Origin of the sequence: Pseudomonas sp. DC1.2 (genome assembly GCF_034351645.1) — a bacterium.
Lineage (GTDB): Bacteria > Pseudomonadota > Gammaproteobacteria > Pseudomonadales > Pseudomonadaceae > Aquipseudomonas.
Genome location: NZ_CP133782.1, coordinates 2,250,928 through 2,270,292 on the forward strand (window position 1 = coordinate 2,250,928; position 19,365 = coordinate 2,270,292).

The 19,365-nt window shown below is 57.2% G+C and carries 17 protein-coding genes; 10 read left to right on the plus strand and 7 right to left on the minus strand.

Annotated features, from left to right (window positions below; translation table 11 throughout):
- Positions 1-169: 169 nt before the first annotated feature.
- A complete protein-coding gene (locus RHM68_RS10205; protein WP_322222522.1) occupies positions 170-541 on the plus strand; it encodes a hypothetical protein in 372 nt (123 codons plus the stop codon).
- A gap of 3 nt (positions 542-544) precedes the next feature.
- Positions 545-736 carry a DUF1289 domain-containing protein gene (locus tag RHM68_RS10210; protein ID WP_322222524.1) on the plus strand — a complete coding sequence of 64 codons (192 nt, stop codon included), beginning with the start codon at positions 545-547 and terminating at the stop codon, positions 734-736.
- On the opposite strand, the gene RHM68_RS26675 is transcribed toward RHM68_RS10210, so the two are convergent.
- The gene (locus RHM68_RS26675) at positions 699-863 is read right to left on the minus strand and encodes a hypothetical protein (RefSeq protein ID WP_416195230.1); all 165 of its coding nucleotides are present in this window, start codon (positions 861-863) and stop codon (positions 699-701) included. The two genes, RHM68_RS10210 and RHM68_RS26675, sit on opposite strands and share 38 nt — an antisense overlap.
- An 81-nt stretch (positions 864-944) precedes the next feature.
- Between RHM68_RS26675 and RHM68_RS10215 the strand changes: the two genes are divergently transcribed.
- Positions 945-1,145 (plus strand): co-regulatory protein PtrA N-terminal domain-containing protein, encoded by a 201-nt coding sequence (locus RHM68_RS10215; protein WP_322222526.1) that lies wholly within the window; start codon positions 945-947, stop codon positions 1,143-1,145.
- 228 nt (positions 1,146-1,373) lie between these two features.
- On the opposite strand, the gene RHM68_RS10220 is transcribed toward RHM68_RS10215, so the two are convergent.
- Positions 1,374-6,212 (minus strand): dermonecrotic toxin domain-containing protein, encoded by a 4,839-nt coding sequence (locus RHM68_RS10220; protein WP_322222528.1) that lies wholly within the window; start codon positions 6,210-6,212, stop codon positions 1,374-1,376.
- A gap of 269 nt (positions 6,213-6,481) precedes the next feature.
- Here RHM68_RS10220 and RHM68_RS10225 point away from each other — a divergent pair, with 269 nt between their 5' ends.
- Positions 6,482-7,483, plus strand: a complete 1,002-nt coding sequence (locus tag RHM68_RS10225; protein ID WP_322222530.1) for a hypothetical protein — start codon at positions 6,482-6,484, stop codon at positions 7,481-7,483.
- Positions 7,484-7,619: 136 nt separating this feature from the next.
- Here RHM68_RS10225 and RHM68_RS10230 read toward each other — a convergent pair whose 3' ends face one another.
- From RHM68_RS10230 to RHM68_RS10250, 5 genes are all read right to left on the minus strand, one after another.
- On the minus strand, positions 7,620-8,717 hold the full coding sequence (locus RHM68_RS10230; RefSeq protein ID WP_322222532.1) for a polyamine ABC transporter substrate-binding protein: 1,098 nt from the start codon (positions 8,715-8,717) through the stop codon (positions 7,620-7,622).
- Positions 8,718-8,777: 60 nt separating this feature from the next.
- Complete coding sequence (locus RHM68_RS10235; protein ID WP_322222534.1) at positions 8,778-9,662, minus strand: ABC transporter permease subunit; 885 nt, start codon at positions 9,660-9,662, stop codon at positions 8,778-8,780.
- Complete coding sequence (locus tag RHM68_RS10240; RefSeq protein ID WP_322222536.1) at positions 9,659-10,573, minus strand: ABC transporter permease subunit; 915 nt, start codon at positions 10,571-10,573, stop codon at positions 9,659-9,661. The genes RHM68_RS10235 and RHM68_RS10240 overlap by 4 nt, the downstream gene beginning before the upstream one ends.
- Entirely contained in the window at positions 10,570-11,712 is a 1,143-nt protein-coding gene (potA, locus tag RHM68_RS10245; RefSeq protein WP_322222538.1) for a polyamine ABC transporter ATP-binding protein, read from the minus strand. The genes RHM68_RS10240 and potA overlap by 4 nt, the downstream gene beginning before the upstream one ends.
- Before the next feature lie 277 nt (positions 11,713-11,989).
- Complete coding sequence (locus RHM68_RS10250; RefSeq protein WP_322222540.1) at positions 11,990-12,751, minus strand: gamma-glutamyl-gamma-aminobutyrate hydrolase family protein; 762 nt, start codon at positions 12,749-12,751, stop codon at positions 11,990-11,992.
- Positions 12,752-13,030: 279 nt separating this feature from the next.
- On the opposite strand from RHM68_RS10250, the gene RHM68_RS10255 reads away from it, so the two are divergent.
- The 6 genes from RHM68_RS10255 (at position 13,031) to RHM68_RS10280 (ending at position 19,348) form a co-directional block, all read left to right on the plus strand.
- The gene (locus RHM68_RS10255) at positions 13,031-14,407 is read left to right on the plus strand and encodes a glutamine synthetase family protein (protein ID WP_322222542.1); all 1,377 of its coding nucleotides are present in this window, start codon (positions 13,031-13,033) and stop codon (positions 14,405-14,407) included.
- Positions 14,408-14,522: 115 nt separating this feature from the next.
- On the plus strand, positions 14,523-16,013 hold the full coding sequence (locus tag RHM68_RS10260) for an aldehyde dehydrogenase (RefSeq protein WP_322222544.1): 1,491 nt from the start codon (positions 14,523-14,525) through the stop codon (positions 16,011-16,013).
- A 52-nt stretch (positions 16,014-16,065) separates the two neighbouring features.
- Positions 16,066-17,349 carry an FAD-binding oxidoreductase gene (locus tag RHM68_RS10265; RefSeq protein ID WP_322222546.1) on the plus strand — a complete coding sequence of 428 codons (1,284 nt, stop codon included), beginning with the start codon at positions 16,066-16,068 and terminating at the stop codon, positions 17,347-17,349.
- Positions 17,350-17,373: 24 nt separating this feature from the next.
- Positions 17,374-17,574: a hypothetical protein gene (locus RHM68_RS10270; RefSeq protein ID WP_322222548.1), complete on the plus strand. Its 201-nt coding sequence runs from the start codon at positions 17,374-17,376 to the stop codon at positions 17,572-17,574.
- A 114-nt stretch (positions 17,575-17,688) separates the two neighbouring features.
- Complete coding sequence (locus tag RHM68_RS10275; RefSeq protein ID WP_322222549.1) at positions 17,689-18,237, plus strand: cupin domain-containing protein; 549 nt, start codon at positions 17,689-17,691, stop codon at positions 18,235-18,237.
- Positions 18,238-18,469: 232 nt separating this feature from the next.
- Positions 18,470-19,348: a hypothetical protein gene (locus RHM68_RS10280; RefSeq protein WP_322222551.1), complete on the plus strand. Its 879-nt coding sequence runs from the start codon at positions 18,470-18,472 to the stop codon at positions 19,346-19,348.
- Positions 19,349-19,365 lie beyond the last annotated feature (17 nt).

Here is a 19,365-nt window from a genome sequence, read left to right on the forward strand (position 1 = left end):
GGCACACACATCAGTACATTGAGGTGTTGCACACGCGGGATTTGGCATTAATGCACAGACGATGGCCCTGAGCCAGTGAACATCGTTTTAAGCCAGCGTCAGGATCCGAAAGACCTCCCCAAGGTATCGCGTATCATGGTTCCTTTTTTGCCGTCACAAGGTGCCGTCAATGAGTTTAAGTAAACGCGATCAGGCGCACATTGAGCGTCTTTTGGTCGCTACCCTGACCGAGGCGTGCGAAACCGCCAAAGCCGAAATCGTCGGGTTTGAATGGCTGACTCATGAGGTCGATTACGCGCGATTTCCATCAAGCTTGCGGGTGGTCTGGGTCTTCGATACGCAGTTGAGCAAGGATCAGGCCCTGGCGAGCGGGCAGGGCGAGCGCATGGTCGAACTGACGACGATCGCGTTAGCGGCAGCCGATGTGCTGCTCAGCCCGGTCGCGGCTCATGTGCAGTTCGATTCTGAACAAGCCTGTCAGCACGCCAACGGTGGCGACTGGCAGCAACGCCTGGCGAGCAAACGCTCGTCCCGGAGTTAAGCCATGGCCAAGGACATCGAAAATCCGTGCATTTCCGTTTGTCAGTTGAGCGGTGAGTTATGTGTGAGTTGTGGTCGCACCAAGGACGACATCCGAAAGTGGAAGCGAATGAAGCGGCCAGAGAAAATGGCCGCCGTGCAGCGGGCGACACTGCGTCTCAAAAGCCTGCAAAAGCGCGCGCAAACACCCAACTGAAAACCGTGATGGCAGGATGGTTTTGCACTTCAGTCACCCCCTTATGCAGGTTCATGATCGACCGCACAATAGCGAGTCCCAGCCCGGTGCCACGAGAGTCCGTGGCTTTTTTTACGCGAGTAAACATAACGAATATGTAATGTCTGCGCCACTGTCGTGACAGGTTCTAATTGATAATCTGAAAGCGTCAATTATATGAGGTGTCAACATGAAACGTATCCAGGTATGTGCGCTTTTAGGTGCAATGGTTCTCTCTTCTTTTGCAATGGCTGAGGGCGGTGGTGACAAGACGTTTGAAAGAATGATGGCGTCCAAAGAGCAGGCTGTGCAGGCATATGCGGCCAAAGAAGCAAAGGGTGATCCTGTGGTATTGAATAATGCCAAGGAACACAAAACTGAAGCGATGTAAGCATGTTGTCGGTTGAAAGGCCCGCGATCACATTTCGATCGCGGGCTTTGTTATTTCACTCAGTTGATGACGTATGTGAAAGTTTAACGCCACGTTCTCGAAAAAGTTGTGTTGTTGATCTTGTAGCAGTCGATCAATAACGGAGTAAGTGTGAAGTTAATGAGCGTCATGACGTGTGTGGTGGCGTAAGTTCAAACGACACAGGACTTTGAAGATGGCAAGAAATGTCTAATCGATGACCCGTGGCTGTGAGGGCCCAGGGATAAGCTGCAGACGTTGAAACCGATTCAGGGTACTCGGTGTCAGCCTGAAGCTTCCGTCATTCGCCACGTACTTTAACCATGAATTCAAGTACAGGTCGTGCTCACGGGCAAAGCTCTCCACCGCGAGTCGATTCTGATAACCAGGTTGCTGGGCCAGTGCCTTCCATTCGAGCAATAGGGCGTCTGTAATTTTTTTTGTAGGTTTTTTCAGTCTCGCGAGCTTCTCCAAGCCCATTGCATTCGGTACGCCTTTGGCGTCGAGGTATTGATTCCAAATCAACAGTTTAATTCGGTGCTCATTTCTGAACGCGGTTGCGGCTGCTTCATTAAACTCCTGCATCTCTACCCACTCCAAAAATAGCTCATCGGTGAATTTTTTAAAGCCGCCGGGGTTAAGTCGTTGTAGGCCCAACGTTGTTAGCCGGCCGTTTTTCGCCGATACGAGCTTGGCCCAGGTTTGGTAAGTGATGCCTCTTGTTAAAAAAAAGTTATGTGGTTTGAGCGCCGGTGACAGAGTGACTGCTGTCTGCCATTCCTGAAGCAGTTCAGCGCTGACTTTCTCCGGCTTCCCGCCTGGGAGGCGCTCCAGTGTGTCCAGCGTCCACGTTTTGTTCGGCAGTCGCCTCAGTTTGAATGATGTTGAAGCGCCACTGGGGGTAAGCACTTTCGCGACTAATCCGGTTTTACCGTACAGGTTGAACGAGTTCTGGATACGGTAGACCACCTCATCGCCCATCTCGCTCACATGGCGGATCAGCAGTTCGCCGCCGGGTGCCCGGTAAATGCCGGTTCCTTCTGACAGGGACGAACCGGAAGGAACGCCCCCCGCGAACGCCAGGTTGCGCCGCTGCTGTCGGAACGCGTTATGCAGCGTCGCCGACGCGGTTTGGCTCATCGGTGTTCCCGCACTGGCTCCTGTCAGAGGCCGCGCGACACTGGCCACCCGGAGCGGTTTGATTCCGATGCTTGTGGTTTCGCCTGCCCGTGCGGCGGTCTCGGTTGCTACCTTTATCACGAGCCGGCCCGCGATCCCCTGACGCGTAATCAGCCCCGGAATTTTCTGCCCCAAGTGGCGCAAGGTCTGTGCCGACCTCAGTGCGATTTTCCCCAACCACCCCAAAGCGGAGGCTGTCTGATGTGTTGCCCACGGGAACATCGTTATCACCGCTGTTGCTACCTCAATTCCGAACATCACACTGTTGAACGTTGACTGGCGTTGTAACTCTGCATTACTGATCGTTTGAGCGTCAGTCTGCTCGATCAAGTACAAGAAGTTCTGTCGGTACATCCCGTCCAGAACATTTCCGGTGTGCGGTGCCAGTTGCATATTGAGCAAGCGCGTTCCGGCCGGCAGTCGCTCCTTGAGGTAGACCTGCCAGGCCGTTGCTCGGAGCAGTCTGGCCATTTCGGACTCGCTCTTCACTTCTCTGAACGCCATCCCGTCCGGCGCATTTGGCGTGTACAGGATGACCTCCTGATGCTCGTCGGTGGAAATCACCAATACACCGTTTACCCGCTGTTCCGGTAGGCCTCCGGGGACGTTGTCCGGATTAAACATCAGCGCATTGGCGACGACGGCCTTACCCGCCACGCCGTTGCGTAGTGTCGCGTCCGGCGCTGCAATGACGGCCGCTACCCAAGCTGCGCCCAGTTTTTTTGTGCCGTCAGTGGGCAGTGATGAGTGGTAGGCGTCTGGACTGAGCCGGGCCAATGCCGCCGCATATCGCAGAGCTGCCGCCTGGGTTCTACTCCAAGCCGCCTTAAGGATATAGGGCTCGCCCGTTGTGGTGTCCGGGTCGAGCTTTTTTTTGAGCACGTCAGTGATGTAGCTGGGACCGACATTGATGTCTTTGACCCACTGTTCAAGGACGTCTTTCGTGAGAGTGAGAGGCTTGCCCTGGTGATCGCGCACCGGCGTACCAGCTGCGTTGGTGAGTGTGGCGCCCATGCTGTCCGTTGCGGTCCAGGAGAGGCTCCGCTCCCACGGCTTGTTATTTTTCAGTGTCAGGTCGGTCAGGCTCATCCGTTCCACGGGCTCAAGACCTTCGTGCAACATCCCAAAGCCGCTTTGGTTGAGGCGAACTGCCGTCACGCGGGTAACAATGACTTTGTCTGGATCAATGCGTTGTGAGGAAGCGTCTGCCTCGGCGTGACCCTCTGGCCATTGGCGTATCAGGAAGTCTTGTATTTTGTTCAGTACCTTTTCCTTGGCGTAGCCCTGCAACGTGGGAATCGCTCGCCACAAATTGACCAGGGCTTGCTCTTCGATAAGGGCAGCCTTTGCATAGGTTTTCAGTGTCGTCTGGTCCGCCGAACTCAACTGCCGCTCCCAGTCCTGCCGGCTGTTTTCCAGCAGCAGTTGGTTGCGCACCCAAAACGCCGCGGCCATGTCCAGCTGTTCTGCGAGTTCGGCAAGTGCGTTGCTGTCCTGCTCCATAAAGTCTACGCCCAGGCCTAGCTGCGTCTCGATGTCGTGCTGCTGCTTGTCCAGTAACGCCTGTACGCAGTCGACGACAAAGTCCCCTGCAATCGGTACAAACGTGCTGCGTAGATCGTCACCCCACATCCCGGTTTTCGTTAGCGCCACCAACAGCGGCAAGCCATTGCCGAGCAATCTACCGTCTTCTGTGCCGCCATTAATTCGAGCTACAAGCGTTTGGTGGAGCGATTCCAGCAAGGGAAATTCTTCAAAGCCCTTGCCTGGGGTGTAGAGCACCACCGGGCCATGGACGACGCTGCCACCCACCCCGTTGGTACTGACGTTTTTATGCCCGCTCGGCCAGTGGGGTGTTGTTGTCCAAGCGCCGTCGCTGGGCGTCAGGATGAAGCTTGTGGCCAGTCTTTCGCCTTCCGGCGTGCCGTTTTCCACCCTCAATTGATAGACCCCAGGGCGAGAACCGTGGCGGAAGACGTCCTCACGCTGGGCCTGGGACGGATACTGCATTACACGATCAATCAGAAGTCGTGCCAGTGGAGAGAGTGTCTGGTCAGCCGAACGTAGCTGGGCCTGGGCCGCCAGGCACTGGCGATGAATATCTGTCAGTCTCGCCTGTGGGCAGGTTAGCCCGGCCGCTACCGGCGTCCGCCAGAACGCCGAGATTTGCGCAGGCAACCGAGTTTGAATACTGTCGGCCAACCCCATGAGCGAGCCTTCTTGGGCGACCTGCTCGGCTTTATTGAACGCCGTGGGGCTGTGAAAGACACCTTCCTCCACGCCGTTTTCAACAGCCACCTCTTCCGAAGAGTTTTCCCACCCTAATAGATCTGACAGCGCCCTTGTCAGGGGCCTGGACGATTCAAAGTAGCGGATATCCGAGCGGTCAGTCCGGTAGCGATTGACATACAGCGTTTCGATGCCCACCCCAGTCGCCAGCTGCGGGAAGGTCTGTTGCAGCAGCTCCGGCAACACCGTGTTGAGCGAGGGATGAAGCGCTTTGTCCAGCACCGCCTCAAACTGCTCGTTAAGCGAGCTCCAAAGTCGTATCAGGTGTGTCTGCCGCGCACTGTCAGTTGGCAGGCTTTGCCCTATTAGAGTGGGCGGGGGCGGGGCGGGATGGCGCGCCAGCAGGTGTTTATTGCCCCCCAGCGGTAACGCCAATGTTGCTTGCACAGTAGCGTTCAAGGCCTCAAACGTGGAGCGAAGAGCGCGCATGCCATGGCTAATATCGGCCTCCTGCTGGTCTCGCTGTGACTGCAGGTTTTCGCTGAAGACCTGTCCGGTTATTGCGGTATAGCGCAGGGACTGAGCACTGCGTAAAACCTCCGTTGCGCGGCCCCGCTCGCTGATGGGTACGCTGGTCAGCAGAGCGGTTCTGTCCGCTACGTTGACCAGCCGGAGTCGCAGCCTGTTTTCCATGGTGGAAAAATTTTCGAAGGTCTCAACCCCGTAGTGCGGCGTGTAAAGAACCACCGGGTGCGTCGTGTGCAGTTGGTCGGCAAGTACGAAGGCGCCGGCAATCGGCGCGGACCAGTCAGGTTGGCCGTCAGCGTAAAGGCTGAGATTAAAGCGGCCATCGGTGGTTGCTTCGTCGCTCAGAAGGGCTTCAATCAGCCGCGCACCCGTCGCCAGAAGCGTCAGTTGATCGTTGGCCGTGGCCAGCGTTTGTTGAGCGAGGGTGATCGAGGGTTCGCCTGCTGAGTGTGTTGTCCTGAGTTCGGCCAGCGCCTGGGTCGCTTCGGTGACTTGTTGCTCGACCTCGACCAGCTTCAGGGCCGCTTCGAGGCGAAACACTTCACGTTGCCGTTGGCTCACGGCGTCGAGGACACTGAGGCCGCAAGAGGATGGGTGTGGCGCCGACCAGAATGTCTGGAGCTGGCGTTCGTAAGTGGTCTGGCTGTCTTGCCTAAGCTGTTCGATCAGCGTGTTAAAGCGGGTAAACGTGAGTTCAGCGATTTCGCCGTCCTGGCCCGTGCGGCGAATTTCTCGGTAGAAGCCCGCAGCCCGGTCCTCGCCACTGGCTCTTGGCTCTTTAGCGAGCAAGGTCGGTGTCCTGCCGGTGGCGATGGCGTCCTGGAGGGTCTGGATCAATGAACGCGAGCGAGTGAGGCGAGGCACCTGAGCACCGGTCGCGTCGCTACCCACCGGCGCGGCGTCGTAGCGGTACTCGTTGAGGAACACGGTGTCGGGGTTGAGCGTTGCACCGGGGGCGAGGGCGTTCAGGTGTCGGCGTAATTCGGCGTCCATCACCGTGGTGAAAACAGGCTGGGAGATCAGCATCTGCTGGATGGCGTGGGTATGAAGACTGAGCTGGCGCAGCAATTCCTCGGGTGAGGAGCGCGGCAGTGAGTTCGGGGAAGCGTTCATGTCCGGGACATCCTGTCGTTATGAGTGATGAAAGTGCGCTGCGACGACGATGGAGAGGCAGCGCAAAAATTGAAAATCGACTCAGCACACATTAACGAGGAGCAGACGACGAACAGGGCTACATAACTACTACATTCGGCTCGCAAATTAGTGTAAACGCGTGCCGAGGAGCTGGTCGTGAGGAGGGCAATCCCACCACCTATACTCAACTTTGCAGGCTGATGAGCCCCGCGCATTTTGCTCGGGGCCGACTTTAGGAAACCGCGATCTTGAACGTGCGTTCGCTGATCGTCGTCGTGCTGGTGATCGTGGCCGGGTGTGCCACGTCTGCGCGTGCCCCGGTGGTGGCGCCCGTGCTGGTTTCGCCGGGTACGTGGCGTCAGGTCGATCAAGAGATTGTCAGTGCCTCGCAGCAGGCCTCCGAGCAGGCGAGGTTCTTCGCGAGCGGCTCCATGGATCATTGGCGCACGCGGATTTACGAACAGACCGAGGAAAAATTCATCCCTTGGTTCAGCAGCTACTGGACCCAGGAATGGCTGTCGATGAAGGTCAGTTGGTATTCCATGAGTGCCGGTGACGAGCAGGATGCCTCGGCCAAGCGCTTGGCGGATTATCTGCTGGAGCAGTATCAGAAGCGGGTGCTGGCGCCGGTAGCGGTGGAGATCGACCCCACTGCGATCCTCGATCAGTCCACGGCGTTTTACGTGCAACTGGTCGGCCAGCAATTGCAGGTGATCGCGCAGCGCCATGGCATTCCGATGGCTCAGCTCAATGGTCATGTGCAGAAAATCCCTGCGATTGCGCTAGGACCGCCGTCCACCCGCGACGCTTCGCTGTTTCAGGTGGTGACTACCGAACCGTTGAATACGCTGCCGGCCTACGCGGCGCTGATCGACAAGATCCACAAGGACGGAGGTGACAAAGGCATCGCGGCGACCGACGCCGCCATGGCACCGGTGGCCAAACGTGCCAGTCAACGCATGCAGGCCGAAATGGCCCCACGCGGTGCCGCCAGTGCAGTGGCGGCGGTGGCGGGAAAGCTGGCAGGGGGGTTGATTACCGTTGGCGTTGCCGGCGTGCGCGCGATTGTTCAGGCCAATGACCGTCCCGACAGCGAGGCTTTGATTCGCAGCAGCTTGGGTAATACGTTTGATCAGGCCTGGCTGAAATTGCTGCACAACCCGACCACCGGCGTGATGGCGGGCACGCTGTACATGGCCGCGCAAATCGAAGGCAGCCTGGCGAACAGCGTCGAACCGCCGGCCGGGTAGGGCGCCGAGTCTGGTGATTGGCATCCGCGCGAAAAGACCATCCTGCCAATCGACCCATGATCCAGCGCAGCACGGAACACACAGCGCTTGGTTGATTGCTCCCTGGTGAGCGCTGGAACGATCAACCCATCGAGCATTACTTTCCGAGCTTCACCCGCGTCCACCCTCGGGTCATCACCCGCTGGATACCGATCGGCAAATCCGGAATGGCGTACAGCGTCGCCATGACTTGCTGCGACGGATACGAAGCGGGATCGTTGCGGATCGCTTCATCCACCAGCGGTGTGGCCGCTGCGTTGGCGTTGCTGTAGCCGACACTGTTGGTGACTTCGGCGATGATGTCTGGACGCATCAGGAAGTCCATGAACCGGTAGGCGTTCTCCACGTTGGCCGCGTCCCGTGGGATGGCGACCATGTCGTAAAAGCTGCCAGCGCCTTCTTTCGGGATGCTGTAGTCGATTTTCACCGTGTCGCCGGCTTCCTTGGCGCGGGCCTTGGCTTGCAGCACGTCGCCGGAGTAGCCGACCGCCACGCAGATGTTGCCGTTGGCCAAATCGGAGATGTATTTCGATGAATGGAAGTACGCCACCGACGGTCGGATCTTCATGAACAGCGCTTCAGCTTCAGCGATTTGCGCGGTGTCATGGGAGTTCACCGGGTAGCCCAGATAGTGCAGGGCGGCCGGAAGCATTTCCGTGGGTGAGTCCAGAAAGCTGATACCGCAGGCTTTCAATTTGGCAGCGTTTTCCGGTTTGAACAGCAGGTCCCAGGAGTCGGTCGGTGCATCGGCGCCGAGCGCTTGCTTGACCTTGGCCGCGTTGAAACCGATGCCAATTGAGCCCCACATGTAGGGGAAGGCGTGAGCATTGTCGGGATCGCTGGCCGATGCATTTTTCAGCAGGACCGGGTTGAGGTTTTTCCAGTTGGGTAGCTTTGATTTGTCCAGCGTCTGATACACGCCAGCCTTGATCTGTTTGGCCAGAAAACTGTTGGACGGCACCACAATGTCGTAACCGGATTTTCCGGCAAGTAACCGCGCCTCCAGGGTTTCGTTACTGTCGAAGACATCGTAGGTCACGCGGATGCCCGTCTCGTTTTCAAATTTTTTCAGGGTGTCCGGGGCAATGTAATCCGACCAGTTGTAGACGCGCAGCACGTTGTCATTGGCGTGGGCGCCGTTAGCGATCACGCCCAATAAGGACAGTGTCAGCAGAGTCCTGCCAAACATTTTCATCGGTACCATTCCCTTCTTGTTTTTTTAAGCTGATAAGCAAAAGCGTAAAACGCGACGGCCCTAGGCCGTCGCTTCAACCCGCTGCTTGTTTGGTTGCTGCCATGACTCGCTGGCGGTTTGCTCCATCGCTTCCTGGATCGCCCGTTTACGTGTGGCTTCGGCCCGGCGGCTGAAGAACCAGACCATGAACGTGACGATGGAAACTGCCAGCAGAATCAGGCTGGCCACGGCGTTGATCTCAGGCTTCACGCCAAGCCGCACGGCCGAAAACACTTCCATTGGCAGCGTCGTAGACCCTGGGCCAGAGACGAAGCTCGCCAGCACCAGGTCATCCAGCGATAGGGCAAACGACATCATGCCGCCGGCCGCCAGTGACGGGGCAATCATAGGAATGGTGATCAGGAAAAACACCTTCAATGGTTTCGCCCCGAGGTCCATGGCGGCTTCTTCGATGGACAGGTCCAGCTCACGCAAGCGCGCCGAAACGACCACCGCTACATAGGCGGCGCAAAACGTGGTGTGGGCGATCCATATCGTCATCAAACCGCGCTCTTGTGGCCAACCGATCAACTGCGCCATTGCTACGAACAGCAGCAACAGCGACAGGCCGGTGATCACTTCAGGCATCACCAGAGGCGCTGTGACCAAACCGCCAAACAGCGTGCGGCCCTTGAAACGCGTGACGCGGGTCAGGACGAACGCCGCCAATGTGCCCAGCGCCACCGCCGCAATCGCGGTGTAGCAAGCAATTTCCAGCGAGCGCATTACCGAGCCCATCAGTTGCGTGTTGTCGATCAGCCCGACATACCATTTCACCGACCAGCCGCCCCACACTGTCACCAGCTTCGAGGCGTTGAACGAGTAAATCACCAGAATCAGCATCGGCAGGTAGATAAACGACAGGCCGAACACCAGCATGAATTTCGAAAATCCGAAGCGTTTCATCCCCGTGCCTCCATCTCTTTGGCCTGGCTGCGGTTGAACAACAGAATGGGCACAATCAGGATCAACAGCATCACCACCGCCAGGGCAGAGGCCACCGGCCAGTCGCGGTTGTTGAAGAACTCTTGCCAGAGCACGCGGCCGATCATCAGCGTCTCGGGGCCGCCCAGCAGTTCCGGAATCACGAACTCACCGACCACCGGGATAAACACCAGCATGCACCCGGCGATGATTCCGTTCTTGGCCAGCGGCACGGTGATTTTCCAGAAATTGTTGAAGTTGCTCGAGCCCAGGTCGGACGCGGCTTCCAGCAGGCTGCCATCGTGTTTCACCAGGTTGGCGTACAGCGGCAGAATCATGAAGGGCAGGTACGCGTACACCACGCCGATGTAGACCGCGGTGTTGGTATTAAGGATCTCGATCGGCGTTGACGTCAGCCCGGTCCACATCAAAAACGCGTTAAGCAAACCGTTGTTGCTGAGGATGCCCATCCACGCGTAAACGCGGATCAGGATTGCGGTCCAGGTCGGCATCATGATCAGCAGCATCAGTACGTTTTGCGCTTCTTTGCTGGCCTTGGTAATCGCGTAGGCCATTGGGAAGCCCATCACCAGACACATCAGTGTGCTGAAAAACGCAACCTTCAACGAGCCCAGATAAGCCGAGATGTAAAGCTCATCTTGGGTCAGCAGCGTGTAGTTACCGAGGTTCAGCAGCACTTGCAGCTTTTGGTCAACGAAATTGTAGATGTCGGTGTACGGCGGGATCGCCAGCGCCGCTTCGGAGAAGCTAATTTTCATTACCAGGAAGAATGGCAGCATGAAAAACAGGAACAGCCAGATGAACGGAATGCCGATCACCATTTTGCGCCCGCTGGGGACTAGCCTCAGGAATTGCTGATTGAAGGTTTTCATGAGCGCAGCACCACGCCGCTGTCGTCTTCCCACCACACATAAACCTGATCGTCCCAGGTTGGCCGCGCACCACGGCGTTCGGCGTTGGCCATGAACGACTGGACGATCTTGCCGCCAGGCAGCTCCACGTAAAACACCGAGTGCCCGCCGAGGTAGGCGATGTCATGCACCTTGCCCTGGGACCAGTTGTAGCGAGTCTCGGGTTTGACGGTGCTGAGCAGCATTTTCTCTGGGCGAATGGCGTATGTGACCGACTTGTCCTGCACTGATGTACTCACGCCGTGACCGACGTAAATCTTTTGCTCCAGGTCCGGGCTGTGAATGATCGCGTGACCTTCCTGATCATCAACCACGGTGCCGTCGAAAGCGTTCACGTTACCGATGAATTCACAGACCATGCGGCTGACCGGCGCTTCATAAATATCGATCGGGCTGCCGATCTGTGCGATCCAGCCCAAGTGCATGATCGCGATACGTTCGGCCATGGTCATGGCCTCTTCCTGATCGTGGGTCACCATCACGCAGGTCACGCCGACCCGCTCGATGATTTGCACCAACTCCAGTTGCATTTGTGAACGCAGCTTTTTATCCAGCGCGCCCATCGGCTCATCGAGCAATAACAGCTTCGGCCGCTTGGCCAGGGAGCGCGCCAGCGCCACACGCTGACGCTGGCCACCGGAAAGCTGGTGGGGTTTGCGCTTGGCGTACTGAGTCATGTGGACCAGTCGCAGCATTTCCTCGACCCGCGCCTCGATTTCACTCGAAGACAGACGGTCCTGCTTGAGGCCGAAGGCAATGTTTTGCGCCACGGTCATGTGCGGGAACAGGGCGTAGGACTGGAACATCATGTTGATCGGCCGCTCGTAAGGCGGCATGTCGGTGATGTCCACACCGTCGAGCAAAATCCGCCCTTCGGTCGGGCGTTCAAAGCCAGCGAGCATGCGTAGCAGCGTCGATTTTCCTGAGCCGGAGCCGCCGAGCAGGGCGAAGATTTCGCCTTGATGGATCTCCAGAGACACATCGTCCACCGCAGTGGTTTCGTCGAATTTTTTGGTGACGCGATCGATTTTCACCAAGACCTTTTTCGGGGCTTGGTGACCTTCAAGAGCCTTCCTGTAAGTGCTGGAGGCATTTGCCATGTGAAACTCCCAACAGGTTTCAGTCGTCGGGCCAACACGGCCTGACTTAATAGTTGATTGCAAGCCTGTGTCATACGGTGCCAGTCCGTCAGATCGCTGATCCCCTGGGGGGAAGTTGACCCTCTGGCCCATACTGTCCGGGCTTATTCGGCGCCGCCGTCCTGGCTGCCTGGTCGTACTTGTTGTTATCGCAGTGTGTTGTTGTCGTGAGGGACGGGCGCACAAAAGCGCGCCCGCCTGGCCCACGGGGGCAGTAAATGGATCAATCGTGTTTAAGTCAGCGCGAATTGCGCAGTGCCGCTCGTTGCCGGCAAGCGTCGCCAAACGCCTGAAAAATACTCAAATAAGGAGGGTTGCTCAGCACCTGCCATTCCGGGTGCCACTGCACGCCGACAGCGAAGCCTTTGCTGTCCTTGACGGAAATCGCTTCGATCAAACCGTCCGGCGCGATGCCTTCAGCCCGCAGGCCGGGCGCCAGTCGGTCGATGCCCTGGCTATGAATTGAGTTCACCTCAAACGTCTGCGGCAGCCCCAGCGCTTGGAACACACCGCCTGGCTGCACATTGACCGCATGCGCCGCAGCGTACTGCACCGCTAGCTCTGGGTGGCCTGCCTCGCGGTGATCAAGCATGCCGGGCAGTTGGTGAACTTTCTGATGCAGGCTGCCACCGAACGCGACGTTCATCTCTTGAAAACCGCGACAGATACCGAGCACCGGCACCCCAGCCGCGATGGCTGCACGTAATAAAGGAAGGGTCGTGGCATCCCGCGCCGGATCGTGATCCGTGCCGGGGGCGCTGGCGGGGCCATGATAGTGGAAGGGCTCCACATTCGAAGGCGAGCCGGTCAGCAGCAGACCGTCGAGCTGCGCGAGCAGGTCATCGATTTCAGTCAGTTCAGCCAACGAAGGAATGATCACCGGCAACCCCAAAGCCGCGACGCTGACAGCACGCAAGTACTTGTCGCCGCTGACGTGGTAGGGGTGCAGGCCAATCTGTTTGACGCACGCAGTCACACCGATCAATGGCTTGAGTGCCATTTTTATCACCTCGAAGTTTCACACTTGAACGAGCTTTTCCGGAGCTTAGCCTTGTTGATTTTAATTAACAACTCTCATGTAAAAAATTCTAAACGCCGTGTGTCCGGAGATCAGTATCGACAGGGTAGCAAGGCTGCTTTAGCACTCTAGTCCAGCAAAAAGGCGCATAAAATAGCGCTGCGAGGCCAGGTGTTCGCTATTGACTTCACTTTGGCTTTCGGATTGACTGGGCCCTCGAAAGTGCAGTGAACATAATAATTAACAGCCAATAGGTGCATCATGTCGGTCCCTCTGCGTGCCGTTCAACTCAACGAAGCAAACGCATTCCTCAAGAAACACCCTGAGGTTTTGTACGTCGACCTTCTCATTGCGGATATGAACGGCGTGGTGCGCGGTAAGCGTATCGAGCGCACCAGTCTTCATAAGGTCTACGAAAAAGGCATCAACCTCCCGGCGTCTCTCTTTGCTCTGGACATCAACGGTTCGACGGTGGAAAGCACTGGCCTGGGTCTGGACATCGGCGACTCCGACCGAATCTGCTACCCCATCCCCGATACTCTGTGCATCGAGCCTTGGCAAAAACGCCCCACCGCGCAATTGCTGATGACCATGCACGAACTTGAAGGCCAACCCTTCTTTGCCGACCCGCGTGAAGTCCTGCGCCAAGTGGTGACCAAGTTCGACGACATGGGCCTGACCATCTGCGCCGCTTTTGAACTTGAGTTCTACCTGATCGACCAGGACAACGTGAACGGTCGTCCGCAGCCGCCACGCTCGCCGGTATCCGGCAAACGTCCGCACTCGACTCAGGTCTACCTGATCGATGATCTGGACGAGTACGTCGACTGCTTGCAAGACATCCTCGAAGGTGCGAAAGAGCAGGGCATTCCGGCTGACGCCATCGTCAAGGAAAGCGCCCCGGCACAGTTCGAAGTCAATTTGCATCACGTCTCTGACCCGATCAAAGCCTGTGATTACGCGGTGCTGCTCAAGCGTCTGGTGAAAAACATCGCCTATGACCACGAGATGGACACCACCTTCATGGCCAAGCCGTATCCGGGCCAGGCGGGCAATGGGCTGCATGTACACATTTCGATTCTCGACAAGCAAGGCAACAACATCTTCGCCAGCGAGGATCCCGAGCAGAACGCCGCACTGCGTCACGCGATCGGCGGTGTGCTCGAGACCCTGCCGGCACAGATGGCGTTCCTCTGCCCGAACGTCAACTCGTACCGTCGCTTTGGCGCGCAGTTCTATGTGCCGAACTCGCCAAGCTGGGGCATCGACAACCGGACCGTTGCGGTACGTGTGCCAACCGGCTCCGCCGACTCGGTGCGCATCGAACACCGCGTAGCCGGCGCCGATGCCAATCCGTACCTGCTGATGGCGTCAGTCCTGGCCGGTATCCACCACGGCCTGACTAACGAGATCGAGCCGGGGCCGCCCGTCGAAGGCAATAGCTACGAGCAAAACGAACAGAGCCTGCCGAACAACCTGCGCGATGCACTGCGCGAGCTGGACGACAGCGAAGTCATGGCCAAGTACATCGACCCGCTGTATATCGACGTGTTCGTGGCGTGCAAGGAAAGCGAGCTGGCCGAGTTCGAGAACTCGATCTCTGACCTTGAGTACAACTGGTACTTGCATACGGTTTGATGGGTTAAACCCTGGATTCAGGCTGAAAATCCGCTCAACTGTATGCACTGCATTTTAAGTCCATGGTTGAGCGGCACTGAGTCCTCTACTTCTTCACCTGCGTCGAGTCACAACAATGACAAACACTCGCAGCGACTGGGAGCAACGCTTTCAGTCCTTATCAATAGAAGGCCGGGCATTCATTGATGGTCAATACCGCTCGGCACTCAGCGGTGACACCTTTGAATGCATCAGCCCGGTAGACGGTCGCTTCTTGGCGAACGTTGCCAGCACCGATGAAGCCGACGCGAATGCGGCAGTCGCCGCTGCACGGCAGGCATTCGAATCCGGCGTCTGGGCCAAACGGGCACCGGCTGAGCGCAAGCGCACTCTGATTCGTTTCGCCGACCTGATTCTGGCCCACCACGAAGAACTGGCGCTGCTCGAAACCCTAGACATGGGCAAGCCGATCAGCGACTCCATGGCCATCGATATCCCGGCGACTGCCAACGCGATCCGTTGGAGCGCCGAGGCCATCGATAAAATTTACGACGAAGTCGCGGCCACACCGCACGATCAACTCGGGTTGATTACGCGTGAGCCGTCGGGTGTTGTCGCGGCCATCGTGCCGTGGAACTTCCCGTTGATCATGGCCAGTTGGAAGTTTGCCCCGGCCCTGGCTGCGGGTAACTCGTTCATCCTCAAGCCTTCGGAAAAGTCACCGCTGACTGCAATTCGTATCGCCCAGTTGGCGCTGGAAGCAGGCATTCCCAAAGGTGTGTTCAACGTCCTGCCAGGTTTCGGCCACACCGTCGGCAAGGCTTTGGCGTTGCACATGGATGTTGACGTGCTGGCCTTCACTGGCTCGACCGCGATTGCCAAGCAACTGCTGATCTACGCCGGACAAAGCAACATGAAGCGCGTTTGGCTTGAAGCGGGGGGCAAGAGCCCGAACGTGGTGTTTGCCGATGCCCCGGATTTGCGCGCCGCCGCACAAGCCGCCGCCGGCGCGATTGCGTTCAATCAGGGCGAAGTCTGCACCGCCGGTTCGCGTTTGCTGGTGGAGCGCTCGATTCGCGAACACTTCATTCCGCTGCTGGTGGAAGCCCTGCAAGCCTGGCAACCGGGGCACGCCCTGGACCCGGCGACCACCGTCGGCGCGGTCGTCGATCAGCGTCAATTGGACAACGTGCTGCGCTACATCCAGATCGGTAAAGACCAAGGCGCGCAACTGATTGCGGGCGGCAGTCGCACCCTCGAAGACACTGGCGGCCTGTACGTGGAGCCGGCGATTTTCGACGGCGTGACCAACGCCATGACCATCGCTCGGGAAGAGATCTTCGGCCCGGTGTTGTCGTTGATCACTTTCGACACGGCTGAAGAGGCCCTGGCGATTGCCAACGACAGCATCTTCGGCCTGGCCGCCGGGGTCTGGACCAGCAACCTGAGCAAGGCCCACACCTTCGCTCGCGGTTTGCGTGCCGGCAGTGTCTGGATCAACCAGTACGACGGTGGCGACATGACCGCGCCGTTCGGCGGGTTCAAGCAGTCGGGTAATGGCCGGGACAAATCGCTGCATGCGTTCGATAAATACACCGAACTCAAAGCGACCTGGATCAAGCTCTAACACTTCTACAACGAAGGCCGCCAGCGTGTGCCAGCGGCCATCGGAGAACGCTATGAAGCAAACTCATGTAAACAGCTACTACGCGGCGACCCGCAACGCTATCGGCGACTTCCCGACGCTGGAAGACGCGGTTGATTGCGATGTCTGCGTCATCGGCGCGGGCTACACCGGCCTTTCTTCCGCGCTGTTCCTCAGTGAAGCCGGTTACAGCGTCACCGTTCTCGAAGCGGCCAAAGTCGGCTTCGGCGCCAGCGGTCGTAACGGCGGCCAATTGGTCAACTCCTACAGCCGCGACGTCGATGTCATCGAAGAGCGCTACGGCGATAAAACAGCCGAAGTTCTCGGCAGCATGATCTTTGAGGGCGCCGACATTATTCGTTCGCGCATCAAACAATACGACATCCAATGCGACTACCGCCCCGGCGGCATCTTCGCCGCGCTGAACAAGAAACAGCTCAAGGCCCTGACCGAACAGAAAAGCAGCTGGGAACGCTACGGCAACAAAAACCTGAAAATGCTCGACGCCGCTGATATCAAGCGCGAAGTCGGTTGCGACAACTACGTCGGCGGCCTGCTGGACTTGCAGGGCGGTCACATTCACCCGCTGAACCTGGCCCTCGGCGAAGCCGCCGCAATCATCGGCCTGGGCGGCAAGATCTATGAGCAGTCGGCGGCGGTGGAAATCACCTACGGCGAACCGATCATCGTGCGCACCGCCAAAGGCGTGGTGCGGGCCAAGTACCTGCTGATCGCCGGTAATGCCTATCTGCCTCAGAATCTCGACGCCCGTGTGACCCGCAAAAGCATGCCCTGCGGCTCGCAAATCGCCGTCACCGAACCGCTGTCCGAGCAGGTTGCACGCAGCCTGATCAAAAACAACTACTGCGTCGAAGACTGCAACTACCTGCTTGATTACTACCGCCTCACTGCTGACAACCGTCTGCTGTACGGCGGCGGCGTGGTCTACGGCGCCCGCGAACCAGACGATATCGAACAGATGATCAAACCGAAAATCCTCAAGACCTTTCCGCAATTGAAGGACGTGAAAATCGACTACCGCTGGACCGGTAACTTCCTGCTGACCATGTCACGCATGCCGCAATTCGGCCGCGTCGAGAAAAACGCCTATTACATGCAAGGTTACAGCGGCCACGGCGTCACCTGCTCTCACCTGGCCGGCAAGCTGATCTCGGAAATGATCCGCGGCGACGCCGAACGCTTCGACGCGTTCGCGTCCCTGCCACATATGCCGATGTTCGGTGGCCGAACCTTCCAGGCCCCGCTCACCGCCATGGGCGCCGCGTATTACGCGCTCCGGGATCGGTTCGGGATCTAACCGAGCGGCTCCCACAGGAGGTCGATGGCAAGCACCCATTTGTGTGTGCGCACGATCAGCCTGTGGGACTTGCCCGCGATGAGAGCCTTCTGGCCGCTCCCGGTATTCCTTGAGACACGGCCAACCATCCGCACAATTTGCGCACCAAAACTGACCAGCATCCGGGCTGCCGGGATTTTTTACGGGCCGTCCATCGAACCTGCTGAGCAACACCTGCAAACGTGATTTAATACCCGCCTTTCACGGTTCCGGGACAAGGAAGCGGTGTTCCAAGCGGCCATACGTCGCCCGCCATCCACCCCCATTACCCCTTAAGTCGTTCTCAACATAAGGCTGTCAATGGACACGGGCTCACGACTCAAATTAGTACGCGAAAGCTACAAAATGTCCCAGCGCGAGCTGGCCAGGCGTAGCGGCGTCACCAATGCCACCATTTCCCTGATCGAACAAAATCGTGTCAGTCCCTCCGTCAGCTCCCTTAAAAAACTGCTGGAAGGCATCCCCATGTCTTTGGCGGACTTCTTCACCTTCGACCAACCGCCGCGTGAGCATCAATACGTGTTTCGAGCCAACGAACAGCCCGATCTCGGGCGCGATGGCCTGCGATTGCTGCTGATAGGCGCTTCAGTGCCGAGTCGGCAGATGCGCCTACTGCGCGAGCAATACGCGCCAGGGGCGAGTTCGGGAGAAGAGCCTATCGTTCACGCGGAAGGGGAGGAGTGTGGGCTTGTCACCCGTGGCACGGTTGAACTCACTGTTGATGGACAAATCAGCGTGTTGAATGCCGGGGATGGGTATTACTTCCCGACCACGCTGGCGCATCGGTTTCGCAATATTGGGGCGGATGAGGCCGAGATTATTAGTGCCAATACGCCGGCGAACTTTTGATCTCAAGAGGGACGTGAACCTGAAGTGGCTGGGGCGAGTGCTTATTCAAGGAAATAGCAGACGTCGTCCTTGGCGAGTGGCCAGCTCATTGTTCGACAGCGCTAGAAAGAATTATGTTGTTGTTTGATCAGTTAGCTTCCTGTGGTTTTTTTGATTTTATATTGATGAGTAAGACGTATTGAAAAGGATAACGATACAGCGTCTTCTTCTGGCTTTTTTCAGAACCGTAGGCATGAAAAATGGAGCGGTATGGGATTTTCACACTACCGCGGTGGGTAGTTACAGAGGGGCGCTTGTTTATATATGGGAAGGGGTGGGTAACCAGCTAGAAGACGTGCCCGTCATGTTCGAGTCTTACGACGAACTTATGAACTGGGCTTATGGCGAAGGCATTGTAACTACCGATCTGTATATTTCACGTTGTGGCGACAGAAAAGCCATTTCGTTGCGCAGTAATGATCTCCAGTCCACGTACTGTGGTGTTCCTCAGTTATGGGTTAACGCGCGGTGGGGGCAGTACCGTACTGCATTTAAATATTGGCTCGGCGCGAACCGCTCTGGCAGTAGCATTCATGAGTTGCACCGCTCAGCTGTTCAGGTTTTTACTAATTTGAATAGTGCATTGCTTTCAAAAAGTATTTTTAAAAATCTGTCTGACGATTTCCGCTTAAAGGCCAAGCTTATTGTTGATGCTGAGATTTCAGCTAATAATGCCGCCGCCAATACAGCATCAGGCGACCCAGCGCTGATCGAGAAATTTGATAGTTTTTTAGATGCTGATCATCTCGTTCACAAAGCTTCCCTGAGGAATCTTCCCAATGCGTGGGTGCTTCTTGGGCCTGTGCATGCGGATGTGAATAGAAATTATGGGCGGTTGGTAGAGAAAAAACTTCCCAGGTCTAAAGTGGGAGTCGGACGAATAAACTTAAACGCGTTAATGGGGTTTAAGGTTTTTGCGCCGTTTATGCCGCTCACTAGTGCAGAGGTGGCGAATTGTGTGCAAATGATGGGCGGTGGTTTTTCTACTTCCACACATCTGGCAGCGCAACTGCCACTCATGGCCGATCAGGTGTCTGCGTTTGTTCGTTATCCTGGGTTTAAAGCCAAGTGACGACTGAGCAGCGTGAG